We start from the raw sequence: 17,783 nt of genomic DNA, 5'->3' as shown, positions 1-17,783 counted from the left end.
ATTCGTAATTTCAAGTTGTGAAAGTATTAATGTTAACCAATCGAGTTCCTTTTCCCACCAATAGTGGTTACCCAATTGTGGTTTACAACACCATCAAGGGTTTATTGAAGCTAGATGCCGAAATTTCTCTTTTTAGTCTTAATCGGCGTAAACATTGGGTTGATGTTGATGATATTTATGATCCGGTGTTTAGCCAAATAAATTTTCATGCTCACGAAATAGATACAGAAGTTAATGTTTGGGGAGCATTTTTTAATATTTTTTCTAACCAATCTTACAATGTTTCGCGCTTTTATGATGATGATGCCGCAGCGTTATTGGAGAATGTGTTACGTGAAAACGAATTTGATATTATTCAATTCGAAGGATTATTTGTGGTGCCTTATTTAGATTTAGTGAAAGAAAATAGTAAGGCTAAACTGATCTATCGCGCACATAATATAGAATTTGATGTTTGGGAACGTTTAGCGGCAAGAGAACAGTTTACACCTAGAAGAAAATATTTAGAATTTTTATCGCGAAGATTAAAGGTTTACGAAAGGGAACAAATTAATCGTTTTGATCAGGTTTTTGCCATTAGTAATCACGACCGACAAAGCATTTTGCAATTTGGTTGCCAAACTCGACTAGATGTTTTTCCTGTAGCGGTCGACTTCGATAAATACCAGGTAGATTTATCGAAAACTAGCTTCCCTACGTTGTTTCATTTGGGGGCGATGGATTGGCGTCCGAATAAAGAAGGATTGGAATGGTTTCTCGATGAAATTTGGCCCGACATCGAGAAATTAAGCGGAGAACTTCGCTTCTACATTGCAGGCAAAAACATGCAGAAACAATTTTTCGATTATGACTCAGATAATTTAATTGTAGAAGGAGAGGTTTTTGACGCCATAGAATTTATGAACTCAAAGGCAATTATGATTGTGCCTTTACTATCTGGAAGCGGAATGCGAGTGAAAATTATTGAGGGAATGGCCATGCAGAAATGTATAATTGCAACTTCAATGGCTGCCGAAGGAATTAATTGTGAACACGGAAAAGATATTCTTATTGCCAATACGCCCGACGAATTTTATCGCTCTATACTTCAATGCATCACTCAGCCACAACGGTGGAGAGAGATCGGCGAAAATGCTAGAAAAACGGTAGAACGCGATCACGATATTAGTGAAAATGCAAAGCGAATGCTAGAAATATATAAAATTTTAATCGCCTAAAAACCAAGAAATGTGCGTACACTCAGAGCAGACGAAACAAGTGGCCGACCGATTGGCCCAATCTAAGTTAAAAAAGCTAGCGGTAGCCGTGTTTAGTTGAGCTTCTCTGCTATAGAAAAGAGTGTTTTTACAAATAGGGCAGATTAATTCATATCCATTTATGGTTGTGGTTTCGGGTTCTTGTGCCATAATTTATTGTATAACTTTAAGGTTTTATCACAAGTTAGCAAATTGCATTAAAAATACTGCCCAATTCTTCCTATTTTTGGGCTTCAATCTTTATAGACTACATGAACAATACTGCTTTAACAGAAAAACATATTTCATTAGGTGCTAAAATGGTCCCTTTTGCTGGATACAATATGCCTGTACAATACGAAGGCATCAATGCAGAGCATGCAACGGTTAGAAATGCTGTTGGCGTTTTCGATGTAAGTCACATGGGCGAATTTATCTTAAAAGGTGAAAATGCCTTAGATTTAATTCAACGCGTAACGAGTAACGATGCTTCGAAGTTATACGATGGCAAAGTGCAATATTCTTGCCTGCCAAATAATGATGGGGGTATAGTAGATGATTTATTAGTCTACCGAATAGATGAAAAGAGCTACATGCTGGTTGTTAATGCTTCAAATATCGAAAAGGATTGGAATTGGATTAAACAATTCAATACCGCTAATGTTGAAATGCATAACATTTCTGATCAAACTTCCCTATTGGCCATTCAAGGACCAAAAGCTGCCGATGCCCTACAAAGTTTAACCGATATAGATCTGGCCTCGATGGAATATTATAGTTTTAAGAAAGGTGTTTTTGCGGGTATAGATAATGTGTTAGTTTCAGCAACGGGGTATACAGGTGCTGGCGGTTTTGAGATCTACTTTGAAAACCAATATGCCGAAAAAATTTGGGAAGCTATCTTCAAAGCTGGCCAAGCTTACGGCATAAAACCCATTGGCTTAGGCGCTAGAGATACCTTACGCTTAGAAATGGGCTTCTGTTTGTATGGCAACGATATTAATGATGAAACTTCGCCGATAGAAGCTGGTCTAGGTTGGATCACTAAATTCACCAAAAATTTTACCAATTCAGAGGGTTTATTAGCTCAAAAAGAAGCTGGCATTAAAAATAAACTGGTTGGTTTCGAAATGATCGATCGCGGTATCCCTCGCCACGATTATCCAATTGTAGACGAGCATGGAAATGTAATCGGAAAAGTAACCTCAGGCACACAATCCCCGTCTTTACAAAAAGCAATCGGAATGGGCTATGTAAGTAAAGAATTTTCGAAAGAAGGCACTGAAATTTATATCGACATTAGAAATAATAAGGTAAAAGCCAAAGTAGTTAAGTTTCCATTTTATAAATAGGGTTGCAGGTTGCGGGTTGTCAGTTGGCGGTCTGGGCGCATAACAATTACCCGCAACCCACAACTCACAACTCACAACCCATAGTGTCTAGAACCATCGAAGTTTGCCTCACTCCAGCGTTATTGCATTTATATGCGATAGAGAATAGTATTGTTGTGGTTATTGATATTCTTAGAGCAACCTCATCAATTACCTACGGACTAGAGAACGGCGCAGAAGCGATTATTCCTGTGGCACATGTAGAAGATTGCCTTAATTATAGCGATAGGGGTTATTTATTGGCAGCAGAGCGAAATGGTGAAGTGGTAAAAGGTTACGATTTTGGGAATTCTCCTTTTTCGTATACAAAAGAGAAAGTAGAGGGAAAGACCATCGTTTTAACCACAACAAATGGTACTAAAGCAATGCACATGGCCCAAGAACGCGCCCATCAGGTTGTAGTTGGGTCATTTTTGAATTTAACATCCTTATGTGAATGGCTAAAGGCACAAGATAGAAATGTGCTTTTGTTGTGCGCAGGATGGAAAGATCAATTTAACTTGGAAGATACGCTGTTTGCCGGGGCAGTTGTGAATGTGTTGCGCAAAGAGTTTATACATTTTGATGATTCGTGTGTAGCTGCAGAAGATATGTATTTGTTAGCTAAAGACGATTTAAGAACGTACTTGCGTAAATCATCACACAGCCATCGTTTAGAGCAGTTAAATATAGAAGAAGATGTTAAGTTTTGTTTGAAATTGGATGCTTGTAAGGTGATACCAGTTTTGCATGCAGAGCGATTAGTTGCTTTAAAGCAATAATTACCTGTTTATTGCGATAGCTATCGCACAAATACCATTAAAAAGTAATACGCCCATTAAAAGCCAAAATATTTTAAGCCTTAGCTCATCTTTATATACTGAGAGTGTTTCCCAATGAGGTTCTAGAATAATCGCTGTCGAATTGAAAATCTGACTGGATTTTATTAGCTCATATGCTTGATCATGACTTTTGGTTAAGTTTAGCTGATTGTATAGAATTTTATAAAATTCCGGTTTTTCCTGTAGCTGATTAATTAGTTTTACCCTCGACTGCAGCCCAAATTCTTTGATCATTGATTCTTTAGATACAGCCGGTATCGCTTTAGGGATGCTTTGCGTATATGTTTTTGTAATCCAAAAATTGATAGGTTGGATAGGTTCTTTTTGGTTAGAATTGGTAATCGGTGTTACAAAAATATGGTCTACGCTTAATTTATTACTCTTACTGCGATTTTTTATAATTGGACGATAAAGGAGTGTCTGTTTTGGGTTGTAATTCGTATGTTGAATATAAAATAGCTTTTCTTTGGGGTTATCAAGAATGCCGCTTACGCTTAGAATTTTTTTAGGCTTTTCTTTAAGCGTATTACTAGTTGAGAATGCTAGTAAAATTAAAATGAATGAAATGCCTAAGAAAAGAAGGTTATGAGGAGAAAATCCCATATACCTAATTTTCTTCTTCCTTGCAGGTAACCTGACCAAACCTATCCAGCATAGCGTTAATGCGGTCAAGTAAAGTAGACTAGCCAATACTTTATGATTAGCGATTGACCATTGAAAATAATTTGCCAAAATTTGTGTTAGATATACCAATATCGTAACGGTAAGGGTGCACATACTAACCCTAAGTAAAGCAAATAGAAAAGCAGCCCAAAAATTCTTAAAATTAGGATTATGGTTAGCGGTTAGTTCTGTTAATTTATCAGCAAAGAATACCTTAAACTTTAGCAGTTCTGTAATACGGTAAAGAGGGTATTTGTAATATGAAAAATCATTTAAATAAATAATTAAACTAAAACTACTTTTTACTTCCGAAATTTCATATCCCCGAACAGAACCGATTTCGAATTGCCTAAAAGTATCTTTTCTAAGAATATTATTTGTTTGCTCTAGTGTTAATAAATCGTTCTCAACACGAATTGTAGTATCGCTTTTGGTTAGGTATCTAGCTAAAAAATAACATCCAAAACTAGCAAATAGGGTTAAAAATAAGAAAAATGCCAGGAGCCGGACGTTTGCATCACTGAGTATAAGGGCCATGACGATGAAGCCAAAAAATGCAACAGGTAGGATGAAAACTACCCTAAACCATAGTAAATTTGTTGTCTTTACGGTTATTGAAGTTGATCTGCTTTCTAGACCCATCTTTATTTATTCCTCAATAACTCCTGCATTATTTCACTGTTTTTTATGGCTTTAAGCGCCTCTTCGTGCGCTACCCAGTAAATGGTTTCAGCCTTTTTCATGTCGAAGGTGCTAATTTCTCCCATACCTTTAGGCTCGATTAATACATTGCAGAATTTTGCTTTTCTTTCCATATCATGATTGATAGACATAATGCCCGCTCGCTGCATTAAATGCGAAATTCGTGTAATCTTTTCTACAGGTTTTAAGTGATTGCAAGAAGAACCAATAATGTAATCGCAATTGTCCAAGAGCGGCTCTACCGGGAAATTGTTCAATATTCCTCCATCTACAAACATCTGATTATTGATCATAATCGGTTTAAAAATTCCTGGGATACAGCTCGAAGCCAATATGGCTTGAATTAGGGGGCCTCTGGTAAAATAAGCCAAATTACCCTCGCTGAAATTAGTGGCGCAGATGGTTAGCGGAATTTTAAGGTCTTCAATTTTATCGTGGGGAAAATAATCTTTTAAAATTTCCCGAGTATTTTCGATGTTAATTAGGCCTAATGAACCAAAAGCAGGACGAATAAAGCGCAATAATTTGGTCTTAATAAAAATATTCAATCCCTCTTCAGGGTCTATTCCGCCAGCATAAAAACTTCCAGCGATAGCACCTGCACTTGTTCCACTCACATGGCTAAATTTTATGCCTGCGTTCATAAAGGCCTTTAAGATGCCTAAATGAGCAATGCCCCTAATTCCCCCTCCCGAAAGTACAATACCTATTTTTGGTTTAGCCATAGCTAGCGTATTTATTTTTAGATTATTTTAATATTGAATTGTTGCAGTCTGAAAATCATTTTTGGTTAATTTGTTAACTGCCGCCGAAAACTGCCACTTGTTAACTGAAAACTAGCTACTCTTTAATCTTTGGTTTATATTTAGATTTCGTTAATATTTTCTGAGCATCATTGTCGGCCATTAAGTGTTGAAGCGTAACCTTAGGGTTTTCGGCCATGTACTTCTTTACCATTTGCCAGCCAATCCATACCCCTAATTTGGGAGCAGATTCAGTTTTATCTCCCAATCCTACAGTATAGGGGCCATCGGTTATATACACTTGTATCTTTCGAAAATCGGTGTTGTACAATAGCTCCTTTTCTAACAAAACGCCCCAAATATTACCCTCAAATTTCTTAACCCAAGCCATTTGTCGCGCAGTATAGCCAATTTTAACACTATCACTTACGTGTTCAGGCAAAACCTGATCCATAAAATATAAAATTTTACCTTGGTAAATCATCTGGGATAGGAGGGTTTGGTCTTCATCATTAGGTTTAAAAAGTTCTTCTTTTGCAAATTCCTCTGTTATCCGTGGAACGATATAACTCGGCTCAAATCGTCTAGACTGATAACGTGGAATACTTTGTATTAAAGCAGGGTAGAACTTGCTATCCTTACCCAAGAACATATCTAGGCCAATGCCCATGTAATTTTCGCCAATTGGAATTTGATAAGCAAAGCCCGATAAAAACGAAATAAAACGAGGTATTTTAACTTTTGGGTAATAATAACGGATATATTGAAAGGTTTCCGTTAATTCGCTCTCTACTTGATCAAGTTTAGGGTAAACGCTGTCTACCTCGTGTTGTAAATCGGCATACGCTTTCCCTTTATATAGATTTTTTAATACCTCAACCCCACTTAAATTAGGCGTACCAACCATCCGGGTGATAAAATCGCCATAGAAAGCACCATACTTTTTAGTTAAAAGTGAATCGGCCTCTTGCGCACGTTTTGTTCGATTTTGATAAAGATCTTGGTCAAATCGTTGTATTTTGATCGCTATTTTAATTCCACTTACATCGGGCCTTTTGCTTTGCTTACAAGAAAAAATTACAAGTGCACAAAGAAAAAATAGATAGATTTGATATGATTTTACGTTATAGTTCATTACTAACAAATATAATATAACAGATGAAGAAAATAGTAGCGGGATTACTTTTCTTGTTTTTTGCCGTGCAAGCCACTGCTCAAATAAATACCATTCGTAACTATGGCTTTAGATTGGGTTTAACAGCCTATCCTACTTTTGGAAAAATAAGTCCTGAAGTGGGGGAGAATAAAGGCACAAATTTAGGTTTTGCGTATGGTTTGATGGCCGATTTTAACTTTGCCGAACATTATAGTTTTAATACAGGATTAACCATAACCACCATAAATGGTAAGAGCAGAGAAATTAATGCTTTGCCCTATCATGCAGTGGTTAGTAGTACCGCACCCATAGCATACGATTTGAAGTATAAAATGCAGTATCTTGAAATCCCATTTATCCTTAAACTGAGAACCTCTAAAATAGGCGATTTAAAATGGTTTGGGCAATTTGGTTTAAGCAATGGGTTTAAAATTCGAGCGAGCCAAGATGCTAAAACTGCGACTGGCGTATTGGCAAACGATCGCAATTCGGGAGAATGGACCCGTTTTTATCGTGCCGGATTGGTAATTGGTGGCGGTGGGGAATTTGATTTAGCGGGGCATACCAGTTTAATGGCAGGTATTTCCTATAATAATGGATTAACAAGCATTACGACTTCAAAAAATGCAGTACGAAATCACTTTGTTTCATTAAATTTGGGGGTTTTCTTTTAGTCTTTAATCTCATTTAATGAAAATAGCACTCGCACAACTCAATTATCACATTGGTAATTTCGATTTTAATACACAAAAGATTATCGACGCTATCGATAAAGCTAAAAACAAAGGGGCTGATATTGTGGTGTTTGCAGAACTGGCTATTTGTGGGTATCCAGCGCGCGATTTTTTAGAATTTGATGAATTTATCGCCCTATGCGAAAAAAATGCACAAGAAATTGCAAAACACGCTGTTGATATTGCAGTAATTGTGGGTTTGCCCATAAAAAACGAGGTTTTGGAAGGGAAGGATTTATACAATGCAGCCTATTTTATGACCGATGGTAGGGTGAAAGCCATTACGAAAAAGGCACTATTACCAACCTACGACGTTTTTGATGAATACCGTTATTTTGAGCCAAATGCTGTTTTTAATACCATTGAATACAAAGGAAAGCGTATTGCCTTAACCATTTGTGAAGATTTATGGAACATTAACGATAATCCCTTGTATGTTTCTTGTCCGATGGATGAATTGATTAAAGAAAACCCGGATGTGATGATTAACATTGCGGCATCCCCTTTTAATTATCAGCATGATGAAAATCGGATTAAAATTTTATCTGATAACGCAAAGAAATATAAACTGCCTTTATTTTATGTAAACCAAGTTGGTGCACAAACAGAAATTATTTTTGATGGAGGTTCGCTCGTTTTTGATGAAGCAGGTGAATTAAAGGCCGAAATGAGTTATTTTAAAGAAGATTTGCAGTTGTTTGATCTAGATGAAGTGCAAAATGTTAGAAATAAATATCCTCCTGCTCCCCGTGTATCCGACATTGCTCAAATTCACGATGCGTTGATTTTGGGGATTCAAGATTACTTTCGAAAATCGGGATTTACAAAGGCCGTTCTAGGTTTGTCGGGCGGAATAGATTCGGCTGTAGTTTGCGCATTGGCCTGCAGGGCTTTAGGGCCAGAAAATGTAATGGCGGTTTTAATGCCTTCAAAATATTCGAGCGATCATTCTATTAAAGATGCTTTAGATTTGGTAACGGCCATTGGTTGTAAGCACGAGATTATAGGCATTGCAGCAGCGGCTGATGCATTTGATGAAGTAATGGCGAAACCTTTTGAGGGATTAGCATTTAATTTAACTGAAGAGAACATACAAGCGCGTTGTAGAGGGATTATTTTAATGGCCATGTCGAACAAGTTCGGCTACATATTATTGAATACTTCTAATAAAAGCGAATGCGCAGTAGGCTATGGCACGCTGTACGGCGATATGTGTGGCGCCATAGGCGTGATTGGCGATGTGTATAAAACACAAATTTTTGAATTGGCGAGATATATAAATAACGAGGGCGAAATTATCCCAGAAAATACCATTGTTAAGCCACCCTCGGCCGAGTTAAGACCCGGGCAGAAGGACTCAGACTCATTGCCAGACTATGGTATTTTGGATCGAATTCTATTTCAGCATATCGAAATGCAAAAGGGATCAAAGGCAATTATTGCGCAAGGTTTTGATGGAGCATTGGTGCAAAGAGTGCTTAAAATGGTTAATTTGGCCGAATTTAAGCGCTACCAGAGTCCTCCAATTTTACGAGTTTCGCCAAAAGCTTTTGGCATGGGCCGAAGGATGCCGATTGTAGGCAAGTACATGGCTTAATTCACTATACCCAATAGTGGGTAGTTATAATCCGTAAAATTGGGTATGGTATTACGTAGTGTTATTGGTTTTTTTTGTATCGTAAACAATTAAAACCCATATACTATGAACACATTTAAGAAATTATTTTTTAGTTGCATGATTTTATTCAGCGTAGCAGCCTGTAAAAAAGACGACGATGGTGGTGATGGCGGAACGGCCGCGGATGGAATAATGCAAGCCAAAATCGGAGGAACAAGTTGGATGTCGGCTAAAATATCAACCAGTGCGCAATACGTTTCAATAGGAAAATCTTTAAACCTGTTAGGAACTGATGCTAGCGGTAAAGCTATTAATATCATGATTAACAACTATGATGGTAGTACGGGTACTTGGCAAATTCCAAATAGCATAGGTCTTATTGGTGTAGTGTCAAGCTATACGGAGGTAAACTTAGGTGGCTCTTCTAAAACGTGGGCAGCACCTTATTCAAATAGTGGTGTAATTGGAGAAGTTAAGATTTCTGAATTTTCTAAAACTGGAAATGTAGCAGGTACTTTTAAGTTTAAAGCAAGAAATCAGAACGATAATGCCGACTTTAAAGATATCACTGAAGGTTCTTTCAATATAAAAGTGAGCAGTTTCTAATTTTATAAGTAAGGTTAAAAGACGATAGCTATTGTCTTTTAACCTTAAACTGTTGTGATCCACCAAACATTTCCGCAGGGGTCTTTTACACCACAGGTTCTTCCATAACTTTGGTTAGAAATGCCCATAATGCTAATTGCACCGTTAGCGATTGCCTTTTCGTAGGTTGTATCTACGTCATTTACGTAGACAAAGAGATTAGCGGTTTCGGCTTTCCAATCCATATTAGTGCTAGAAAACATAATCGTACTGCCGTTAATCGTGGCCTCACAATGCTGTATCTTTCCGTCTGGAGTTAAATGTTTTGCAGAAATGGTCGCATTAAAAATTTTTTCAACGAAATCGATAAACTTTTCTGGTTCGTCGAGCATTAAGTAAGGCATTAGGCCTTGATGATTTTGAGGAATATTCATAAAATTCTATACTAAACAAGTAACTAACCAATTTAATTAAATTAGTCGAAAACTTATTATTTAGATGCTGTTAATTTATCGGGAAGTTTCGATTTTCCTTTTGAACGATTGAATTAGTAGAATCCCAATTCCTATCATAATCGAAACATCTGCGAAGTTAAATACACCCGTACGGAATATGCCAAAATCAATATGTAGAAAATCGGTCACGGATCCATATTTAAGGCGATCGTAAATATTTCCTATTCCTCCCCCAATTAAAAAGCAGATTCCTACTTGCACTCCTATTGGTAAATTAGCGTGTGAGAAAAGATAATATAGGCCAAAGCCTAAAACCAAAATTGGCATTAAGCTCAATAATGTAAATCGTACAAATTCAGGTAATTCATCGCCCATGCTTAAAAATGCTCCTGTATTTTCGACCTTTGTTAAGGTAAAATGATCTTTAATGAGGCTAATATTTTCATTGTAAGCCACTTGCTGGCGGACGATTATTTTTGATACCTGATCGCAGCCTACATTAACTAAAATGAGGGCAAGAATGAGTAATTTTTTTGATTGCTTGAGGTTCATATACTATCGTATAACATCTGTATCTATTGGGGTATATCCTAAATGCCGGCTAAGCGATAAAATTTGGCCTTTATGGTGAAATTCGTGGGTAACTACATGGGTAAATACTTGGAGTGGGGTAAGTGTAAGAAAACGGTTTCCTAGCGTAACATCCATTTTTTTCTCATACATGCCATCGAAGTGGCGGATGAAATTGAGGACGGTTTGGTCTACCGATTGAAAATATGTGATACATTCAGCAACATTTCTTACAGAATCGAAATCTCTAACATCGACGTTAATTTTTAAAATGTTCCTTAAAAGCCAAAATTCATACACGTTTGCATTGTGAACGAGTAGATTTCGGATGCTACCGCGACCAAAAGAACTGTTGCTAGTTAAAAAATCTTCTTCCGTTAACTGGTTGCAATAATTTAATAACGCCGCTCTCGAACTTTTTATCAATTCGTACTGTCGGATCAATAATTCTTGAACTAATTTTTTTTCATCCATTTGATATAGGGAATAATTAATGCAAGTAATAGGGCTAAGACTGAAAATAATTTAGCTAATACATCTCCGTTGTGAACGTAGAAAGTTAGCGTATCGTTTAAATTAATGTCTTCTTTTAATGCAGTACTCGTCCACCATTTCGATCGTTTTACTACGTCGCCACGTTGATTAATGAAACCAGAAATACCTGTATTTGCCGATCGTGCTACCCAACGGCGAGTTTCTATGGCTCTAAGCTTGGCGTACATAAAGTGTTGGTCTTTCCCAGAAGTATTGCCCCACCAACCATCGTTGGTGATTATGGCAATAAATTGAGCGCCATCTTTTACCGACTGAGCAACCCAACTGCCAAAAATCGACTCGTAGCAGATTACTGGAGTTACACCTACGCCACTATGTGCATAAAATACTTCTGGCGCATCTTGTGTTCCCCAGCCTGAAATACTGCCACCCAATTCCCTAAAAACAGGAGCCAAGAAAGAGAGTACTTGCGGAAAAGGCATTCTTTCTACACCTGGAACAAGCTTCGACTTATGATAAATGTTAACTTGGGCAGAATTTTCTAGCTGGATAGCAGAGTTAAAATGATCAACAAAGATTCCTTTCTGCTTCCATTCTTGTGCAGATTCTGTTTCTTTGGTATTATACCATTTAACACCCTCCATTCCCGTAATCAGGGTTCCATTTTTATATTTGCTAATGAACTGTTGTGCACTAATAATTGTAGGATTGCTTCTGATTTGATCTTCATCGGCATAAATGGGTAAAGCCGTCTCGGGCCAGAAAAAATATTCCGTGTTTACCTGACCAGCCGAATCTGATAGATGAGTTAATACTGCCAATTGAGCTTCAGGAGAAATACCGCCAAGTTTTTCATAAGGATCAATATTTGGTTGAACCACCACTACATTTACTGGTGAAGTTTTCTCTTCATAGGTGAAATAAGTATACAGGGAGAAACCTATTGGGATTACTAAAACTAAAATCCATGAGAGAATAGGTTGATAAGCTTTTGTGTTTTTTTGCACGAGGGCTTTGTACCCCTCGAAGGCGAGAATATTGCTAAGGAGAATCCAAACTGAACCGCCATAAACACCTGTATATTCATACCATTGTATAAATTGATGCAACCCTGCGAATCCATTTCCCAGATTCATCCAGGGAAAGTTCAATTGCCAGCTTTGGTGCAAATATTCCATTGAAATGTAAAAGGATATTAACCCTAAATAGGCAATTTTAACACCAACATAATTTTTTAGCCTATAATAAAGCCAAAAAGCGAAAGTCATTAATAATGCTCCTAAACCAAATGGAATTAGCGAAACAAATAACGATATAATTGTTTCTACAACGTTGGTGCTAGCACTATTTATTGCATTAAAAACCCAATAAATCGAAGCGGTATTCCACACCAAGAAAGTAAAACCTGCAGTTAAGAAAATTTTCTTACCTCTTTTTTTAGTAGCCTTACTATCAATGTTAGCTAATGCTATAAATAATGGTACTAAGCCAATTAGCAATAAAGGGGCAAGCCATGTATGCGGAGGCCATGCTAGCCACATGATGAAGGCACTGAGAAGGGCTAAGCCGTAGGTTTGTTTTTTGTTCATTATTTTTTGGAAATGGGAAATAGGCTGGGATCCCTGTATTAAAAATTCTCTAAAATAGCTGCTTTCTTATTCTCATATTCCTCTAACGTAATTAATTGCTTATCGTATAAGGTTTTTAACTTTCTCAATTTCAAGGTAGTTTCGTCTTCGGCTTCTGTTTCAATGGGGTCTTGATTGATTATTTGGGCTTCCTCAATTTCGAATTCAACTACCTTTTGGATAGGAGTTGGATTTGGTTGATTTTCTAGCTGCTCATTAGCGGCTTGATATAGTTTTCGAGCTTGTACTTTGGGAATAAATTCAGTAACAATATTTTCGCCATGCTGAGGCACACAAATAAACTTTGAGCCAAAGAATTCTTCTTTAAAAGAAACTTCCTTAACATTTTTCCACGAGATGTCTTTAAAATTCATGGTTAAGCCCAAATTACCGGGTTCGCAGTAAAAAATACGTTTATTGCTAATGGCAATACTATCGGGTAACAAATTTACGGCAGGCTTTTTCTGTACCGCTAAGTAAATCAGCTCTTCTCCAGAAGTTAAGAGATCTGTTAATTTAGTCATTACTTTCTCTACAGTTTTAACGTCTTGCTCGTCGATTAAAAATTTATCTATATTCATTTTGTTGGGTGCTTATTTTGTTATAGTGTTTTATTCACGAGTTCTTATTGTTTCGATGGCACTCATGAGTTCGCTACGCTCAGTTAATGTTGAAAGGTTGTAATGTTCAGGGTGTATACGGCTGGGGTCTTTAAAAATCAAAGACCTTTCAACTTTCAAACTTTGCAACTTTCCAATCCTTTTCAATTTTAATTTTTCCATTCCCGACCGCTCCTGCCACACAAATTACGAATTCTCCCTTTAATATATTGTTTTCAAAATGTGATTTTATTTCTACCACTGTTCCACGAACAGTTTCCTCGTACATTTTGGTTAACTCTCGGCTAACTGAAGCTTGCCGATCATCGCCCAAGAATTCGGCAAATTCTTCTAAAGTTTTTAAGAGGCGATGTGGACTTTCATAAAATATCATGGTCCGTTCTTCATTTGCCAATAGTTTTAAACGTGTTTGACGGCCCTTTTTGACGGGCAAAAATCCTTCAAAAACAAACTGATCGCTAGGTAATCCAGAATTCACAAGTGCAGGTACAAAAGCGGTAGCACCTGGCAAACAGTTTACTTCAATTTCATTTTTTAGTGCTTCACGCACTAGGAAAAATCCCGGATCCGAAATAGCTGGTGTACCTGCATCAGAAATTAAGGCAACATTTTGTCCTTCTTTTAAAAATTTAATGATTTCAGAGGTGGCCTTATGTTCATTATGTTGATGATGAGAATAGGCTTTTTTATCGATGCCAAAGTGCTTAAGCATAGGCGCACTTGTCCGCGTGTCTTCTGCTAAAATTACATCCACCTCTTTTAAGATGCGAATAGCCCTAAAGGTCATGTCCTCTAAATTGCCAATCGGTGTAGGAACGAGATATAATTTTCCTGTCATAGTTTTGAGTATTTTATAGTTAAATAGCATCTTTGCGAGGAAGGATGAAGAAACAATCTATTGTAAGGAGATTGCTTCACTGCGTTCGCAATGACGAGTTTAGTTACTATCTTTGTAAAAAAATAAAATAATGCTGCAAGTTAATTATATCCGCGAAAATAGAGAGAAAGTTTTAGCGCGTCTTAGCGTACGTAATTTTAAACAACCAGAATTGGTAGACCAGATCATCTCCATTGATGAAGAGCGTCGCCAAACTCAAAATTCGTTAGATAACCTTTCTGCTGCTGCAAATGCTGCGGCAAAGCAAATTGGTGAATTAATGCGCTCAGGCAAAAAGGAAGAAGCAGAAGCGATAAAAACAAATTCTGCTAATCATAAGGAACAGATTAAATTGCTTTCAGAGAAGTTAACTGAACTTGAACAAACCCAATTTAATTTATTGGTTCAACTGCCTAACTTACCTCATGATTTGGTTAAACCAGGAACTACTCCTGAAGAAAATGAAATAGTTTTAGTTCATGGCGAGCCTGCAGTTTTACCTATGGATGCAAAACCACATTGGGAATTAACTGCTAAATACGATATTATCGATTTTGAATTGGGCGTAAAAATTACGGGCGCAGGATTTCCTGTATATAAGGGAAAGGGTGCTCGTTTGCAACGTGCCCTGATTAATTTCTTTTTAGATGAGGCTATTGAGGCTGGATACAAAGAAGTACAAGTACCCCACCTTGTTAATGCGGCTTCGGGCTTTGGCACTGGGCAGCTACCCGATAAGGAAGGGCAGATGTACCATTCAACCATAGATGATTTATATCTTATCCCTACGGCTGAAGTACCAGTTACCAATTTGTATCGCGATGTAATTTTGAAAGAAGAAGAATTACCAATTAAAAATACAGCGTATACCCCATGTTTCCGTCGCGAAGCCGGATCTTACGGTTCTCATGTGCGCGGGTTGAACAGATTGCATCAATTTGATAAAGTAGAGCTTGTTCAGGTAACACATCCAGATAAATCTTACGAAACCTTGGAAGAAATGAGTGTTTATGTACAGTCGCTCTTGAAAAAATTGGGGCTCCATTATCGGGTGCTGCGGTTATGTGGGGGTGATATGGGATTTGGTTCGGCAATGACCTATGATATGGAGACCTGGAGTGCTTCACAGGAACGTTGGTTAGAAGTGTCTTCGGTATCTAATGTAGAAACATTTCAAAGTAATCGTTCAAAAATTCGCTTCAAAGGCAAAGAAGGAAAGACACAATTAGCACATACCTTAAATGGAAGTGCATTGGCCCTGCCTCGAATTGTAGCTTCGATATTAGAAAACTACCAAACCGAAAATGGAATTGTTATTCCGCAGGTATTGAGAAAGTATACAGGGTTTGATGTGATTGACTAACTGAAAGAACGTATTACAACCTCCGAGGTTAATGAGTGAGTATAATCCACAAAAAAGAGCTGATCGACGTTAACCGAGCAGCTCTTTGCTTTTATAGATAGCTCTTTTATTTTCTTATAAAATAAGAATTAATAATAAAATGATGATAATGATCGCACCTACAGAAAGGTACACCCCTTGTTGCAAAACACGTGCTTGTTCTTTCATCTCTTTCAACTCTTTGCGCAATGCCCTTTTTTCTTCTCTTGTTAAGTTAGACTTATCCATACTACGGATTTCTTCAACTCGGTTAACTAATTTTTCGAATTGAACTTTTTGCTCAGCAGTTAATTCTGTTTTCGTTTCTTTTTTGTCTGCCGCAGATACGGTATTGGTACTAATTCCTAATGTGAAAACAAGTGCTAAAGTGTAAATAAATTTTTTCATGCTTTTTGAGTTTAAAATGTTGGGTTTATGGTTAATTATTTATCTATAAACAAAAAACCTACCAAAATTGATTTGATAGGTTTTTAAAAGGTTACTCGAATAAGTTGTATAGTGTACTAGGCACTTATTTAATTTCGAAAACTGTATTTACTACATAATTTAATTTTATCTTTTTAAAATCGAGTTCGGGTGCTGCCATATCCGCTGCCATCGATTCGCCTTTCATCATCATTACGTTAGCTCTATACATCGGTTGAGGATAAGCTTCATTGTTTACTTCTTGAATATCGATTACGCCACCTAATTTTTCATCAAGCGCTGCCACCATATATAAAGCCTTTGCTTTGGCAGCCTGTAGCGCTTTAATTTTTAACTCTTGCTTTAAACTTTCAATTTTGGAATAATCATAGCTTTCAATGTTGGTGTAGGCAATGCCTTTGGCATCAACAGCACTGATAATGTCGTTCCATTTATTTAAATCAGTTACTTTTAAGCGATACTGTTTGCTTGCTAAGAAATCTGGGTTTTTCTTTTTCTCGGTTGCATAATTATAGCTAGAAATATTATTAACCATTAGGTTTTCTTTTGCAATTCCTGCTTTTAGTACAGCATTGTAAAGTTGAGTTTCTAACTCGGTAATGTCTACTCTTTTTTTGTTATTATTATCTTTAAAATATTCCTTTAAAGAAATACCGAGGTAAATAATATCGGGAGTTACTTCAGCTTCTGCCGATCCACTTACTGAAATTTTCTTTCTTAAATCTACTTGCTGGGCCATGGCACTTACACTTAATAAGGCAACGAAGGCTAGGGTTATTATTCTTTTCATTTTTCTAATTGTTTTGTGTGTGTATAGCAATTAGATGAAAATATTGTGCCAATTCCACAGACTTACTTACTTAATTTTTTAATAGGCCTCAGTTCCAGTTTCTTAAACTCTACTTCCGAGCCTTCCGCTTGCACGGCAATCTGACCTTTTGTAGCTGTACACTTCGTGCCTTCATTTACCAAAATGCCATTTACCCAAACTTTAACACTATCTTTAAAGCATTCGATAGTCATCGTATTCCACTCGCCTAGTGGTTTCTCGGTACCGTCGGTTAAATTTTTAATTCTCCTGGCTTTGTTGCCATTTACGCCCCAAGTTTCTTTGGGACCTCTGCGCGCTTCCATATCTGGAACGGTAATGTCTTCTTCGATACACCAAAAATCGCCCGCATCTAAATGCTGCATCTGCACTTCTAACGATTTTGGGAACATACCATATAATGCTCGAGGGGTAGAGGCGTGCACCAATATACCACAATTTCCAGGTTTGCCTGCGAAGCGATAAGTTGCCTCTAAACGATAATTTTCGTAAACTGCATCGGTAATTAAGTGACCTCTTGGTTCGCCAAGGCTTACCAAATTGCCATCTCTAATAATGAAAGCATCGGGAGTTTTTGGGTCTTTATCTTTTGCGGGCACATCTGCATGCCAACCAGCTAAACTTTTGCCATCAAACAGCTTTTTTTTCTGGGCATTTACTGTTAAACTTGAAATGAAAAGGCTTAAGGCTAAAAGAACGGAAATAGGTTTCATAAAGAATATATTGGTCTATCTCAAATTTAGTATAAATTTAGTTATAAATAAAGAGTTGTAGGAGATTGCCTCCTGCCTCGCTGTGACGATTGGAAATAAAAAAAGCCGCAGTTGGATTGT

General features: G+C 37.2%; 20 protein-coding genes. 7 read left to right on the top strand and 13 right to left on the bottom strand.

Going from position 1 to position 17,783, the window contains the following annotated elements; translation table 11 throughout:
* The first annotated feature begins 17 nt into the window (after positions 1-17).
* Positions 18-1,217: a glycosyltransferase family 4 protein gene (locus WG904_RS09905; RefSeq protein WP_339579146.1), complete on the top strand. Its 1,200-nt coding sequence runs from the start codon at positions 18-20 to the stop codon at positions 1,215-1,217.
* On the opposite strand, the gene WG904_RS09900 is transcribed toward WG904_RS09905, so the two are convergent.
* A complete protein-coding gene (locus tag WG904_RS09900) occupies positions 1,206-1,406 on the bottom strand; it encodes a hypothetical protein (protein WP_339579145.1) in 201 nt (66 codons plus the stop codon). The genes WG904_RS09905 and WG904_RS09900 overlap by 12 nt on opposite strands.
* 101 nt (positions 1,407-1,507) lie before the next feature.
* Between WG904_RS09900 and gcvT the strand changes: the two genes are divergently transcribed.
* Positions 1,508-2,587 carry a glycine cleavage system aminomethyltransferase GcvT gene (gene gcvT / locus WG904_RS09895; RefSeq protein ID WP_339579144.1) on the top strand — a complete coding sequence of 360 codons (1,080 nt, stop codon included), beginning with the start codon at positions 1,508-1,510 and terminating at the stop codon, positions 2,585-2,587.
* Positions 2,588-2,670: 83 nt separating this feature from the next.
* Positions 2,671-3,387 (top strand): 2-phosphosulfolactate phosphatase, encoded by a 717-nt coding sequence (locus WG904_RS09890; protein ID WP_339579143.1) that lies wholly within the window; start codon positions 2,671-2,673, stop codon positions 3,385-3,387.
* Here the strand turns inward: WG904_RS09890 and WG904_RS09885 are convergent, their stop codons facing one another.
* The 3 genes from WG904_RS09885 to gldB form a co-directional block, all read right to left on the bottom strand.
* Complete coding sequence (locus WG904_RS09885; RefSeq protein ID WP_339579142.1) at positions 3,388-4,179, bottom strand: hypothetical protein; 792 nt, start codon at positions 4,177-4,179, stop codon at positions 3,388-3,390. It abuts the gene before it with no gap.
* A gap of 575 nt (positions 4,180-4,754) precedes the next feature.
* Positions 4,755-5,537, bottom strand: coding sequence for a patatin-like phospholipase family protein (locus WG904_RS09880; protein WP_339579141.1), 783 nt, complete (start codon positions 5,535-5,537; stop codon positions 4,755-4,757).
* A gap of 115 nt (positions 5,538-5,652) precedes the next feature.
* On the bottom strand, positions 5,653-6,690 hold the full coding sequence (gene gldB / locus WG904_RS09875) for a gliding motility lipoprotein GldB (protein WP_339579140.1): 1,038 nt from the start codon (positions 6,688-6,690) through the stop codon (positions 5,653-5,655).
* 23 nt (positions 6,691-6,713) lie between these two features.
* Here gldB and WG904_RS09870 point away from each other — a divergent pair, with 23 nt between their 5' ends.
* The 3 genes from WG904_RS09870 (at position 6,714) to WG904_RS09860 (ending at position 9,669) form a co-directional block, all read left to right on the top strand.
* Entirely contained in the window at positions 6,714-7,385 is a 672-nt protein-coding gene (locus WG904_RS09870; protein WP_339579139.1) for a porin family protein, read from the top strand.
* Between the two features lie 16 nt (positions 7,386-7,401).
* Positions 7,402-9,042 (top strand): NAD+ synthase, encoded by a 1,641-nt coding sequence (locus WG904_RS09865; protein ID WP_339579138.1) that lies wholly within the window; start codon positions 7,402-7,404, stop codon positions 9,040-9,042.
* Positions 9,043-9,147: 105 nt separating this feature from the next.
* The gene (locus WG904_RS09860; RefSeq protein WP_339579137.1) at positions 9,148-9,669 is read left to right on the top strand and encodes a DUF6252 domain-containing protein; all 522 of its coding nucleotides are present in this window, start codon (positions 9,148-9,150) and stop codon (positions 9,667-9,669) included.
* A 44-nt stretch (positions 9,670-9,713) separates the two neighbouring features.
* Here the strand turns inward: WG904_RS09860 and WG904_RS09855 are convergent, their stop codons facing one another.
* From WG904_RS09855 to rsmI, 6 genes are all read right to left on the bottom strand, one after another.
* The gene (locus tag WG904_RS09855; RefSeq protein WP_339579136.1) at positions 9,714-10,082 is read right to left on the bottom strand and encodes a VOC family protein; all 369 of its coding nucleotides are present in this window, start codon (positions 10,080-10,082) and stop codon (positions 9,714-9,716) included.
* A gap of 75 nt (positions 10,083-10,157) precedes the next feature.
* Positions 10,158-10,655 (bottom strand): signal peptidase II, encoded by a 498-nt coding sequence (gene lspA, locus WG904_RS09850; protein ID WP_339579135.1) that lies wholly within the window; start codon positions 10,653-10,655, stop codon positions 10,158-10,160.
* A gap of 3 nt (positions 10,656-10,658) precedes the next feature.
* Positions 10,659-11,147 (bottom strand): DinB family protein, encoded by a 489-nt coding sequence (locus WG904_RS09845; RefSeq protein WP_339579134.1) that lies wholly within the window; start codon positions 11,145-11,147, stop codon positions 10,659-10,661.
* A complete protein-coding gene (lnt, locus tag WG904_RS09840; RefSeq protein ID WP_339579133.1) occupies positions 11,129-12,757 on the bottom strand; it encodes an apolipoprotein N-acyltransferase in 1,629 nt (542 codons plus the stop codon). The genes WG904_RS09845 and lnt overlap by 19 nt, the downstream gene beginning before the upstream one ends.
* Before the next feature lie 38 nt (positions 12,758-12,795).
* Positions 12,796-13,377 carry a PH domain-containing protein gene (locus tag WG904_RS09835; protein ID WP_339579132.1) on the bottom strand — a complete coding sequence of 194 codons (582 nt, stop codon included), beginning with the start codon at positions 13,375-13,377 and terminating at the stop codon, positions 12,796-12,798.
* A 148-nt stretch (positions 13,378-13,525) separates the two neighbouring features.
* On the bottom strand, positions 13,526-14,254 hold the full coding sequence (gene rsmI, locus WG904_RS09830) for a 16S rRNA (cytidine(1402)-2'-O)-methyltransferase (RefSeq protein WP_339579131.1): 729 nt from the start codon (positions 14,252-14,254) through the stop codon (positions 13,526-13,528).
* 130 nt (positions 14,255-14,384) lie between these two features.
* Here rsmI and serS point away from each other — a divergent pair, with 130 nt between their 5' ends.
* Positions 14,385-15,656 carry a serine--tRNA ligase gene (gene serS, locus WG904_RS09825; RefSeq protein ID WP_339579130.1) on the top strand — a complete coding sequence of 424 codons (1,272 nt, stop codon included), beginning with the start codon at positions 14,385-14,387 and terminating at the stop codon, positions 15,654-15,656.
* 114 nt (positions 15,657-15,770) lie between these two features.
* On the opposite strand, the gene WG904_RS09820 is transcribed toward serS, so the two are convergent.
* From WG904_RS09820 to WG904_RS09810, 3 genes are all read right to left on the bottom strand, one after another.
* Positions 15,771-16,082: a hypothetical protein gene (locus tag WG904_RS09820; protein WP_339579129.1), complete on the bottom strand. Its 312-nt coding sequence runs from the start codon at positions 16,080-16,082 to the stop codon at positions 15,771-15,773.
* A 124-nt stretch (positions 16,083-16,206) separates the two neighbouring features.
* The gene (locus WG904_RS09815; RefSeq protein WP_339579128.1) at positions 16,207-16,911 is read right to left on the bottom strand and encodes an SIMPL domain-containing protein; all 705 of its coding nucleotides are present in this window, start codon (positions 16,909-16,911) and stop codon (positions 16,207-16,209) included.
* 62 nt (positions 16,912-16,973) lie between these two features.
* Positions 16,974-17,663: a 3-keto-disaccharide hydrolase gene (locus WG904_RS09810; protein ID WP_339579127.1), complete on the bottom strand. Its 690-nt coding sequence runs from the start codon at positions 17,661-17,663 to the stop codon at positions 16,974-16,976.
* Positions 17,664-17,783 lie beyond the last annotated feature (120 nt).

This window comes from Pedobacter anseongensis (genome assembly GCF_037482965.1).
Classification (GTDB): Bacteria; Bacteroidota; Bacteroidia; order Sphingobacteriales; family Sphingobacteriaceae; genus Pedobacter; species Pedobacter anseongensis.
This window is presented reverse-complemented; position numbering and strand designations above follow the sequence as displayed.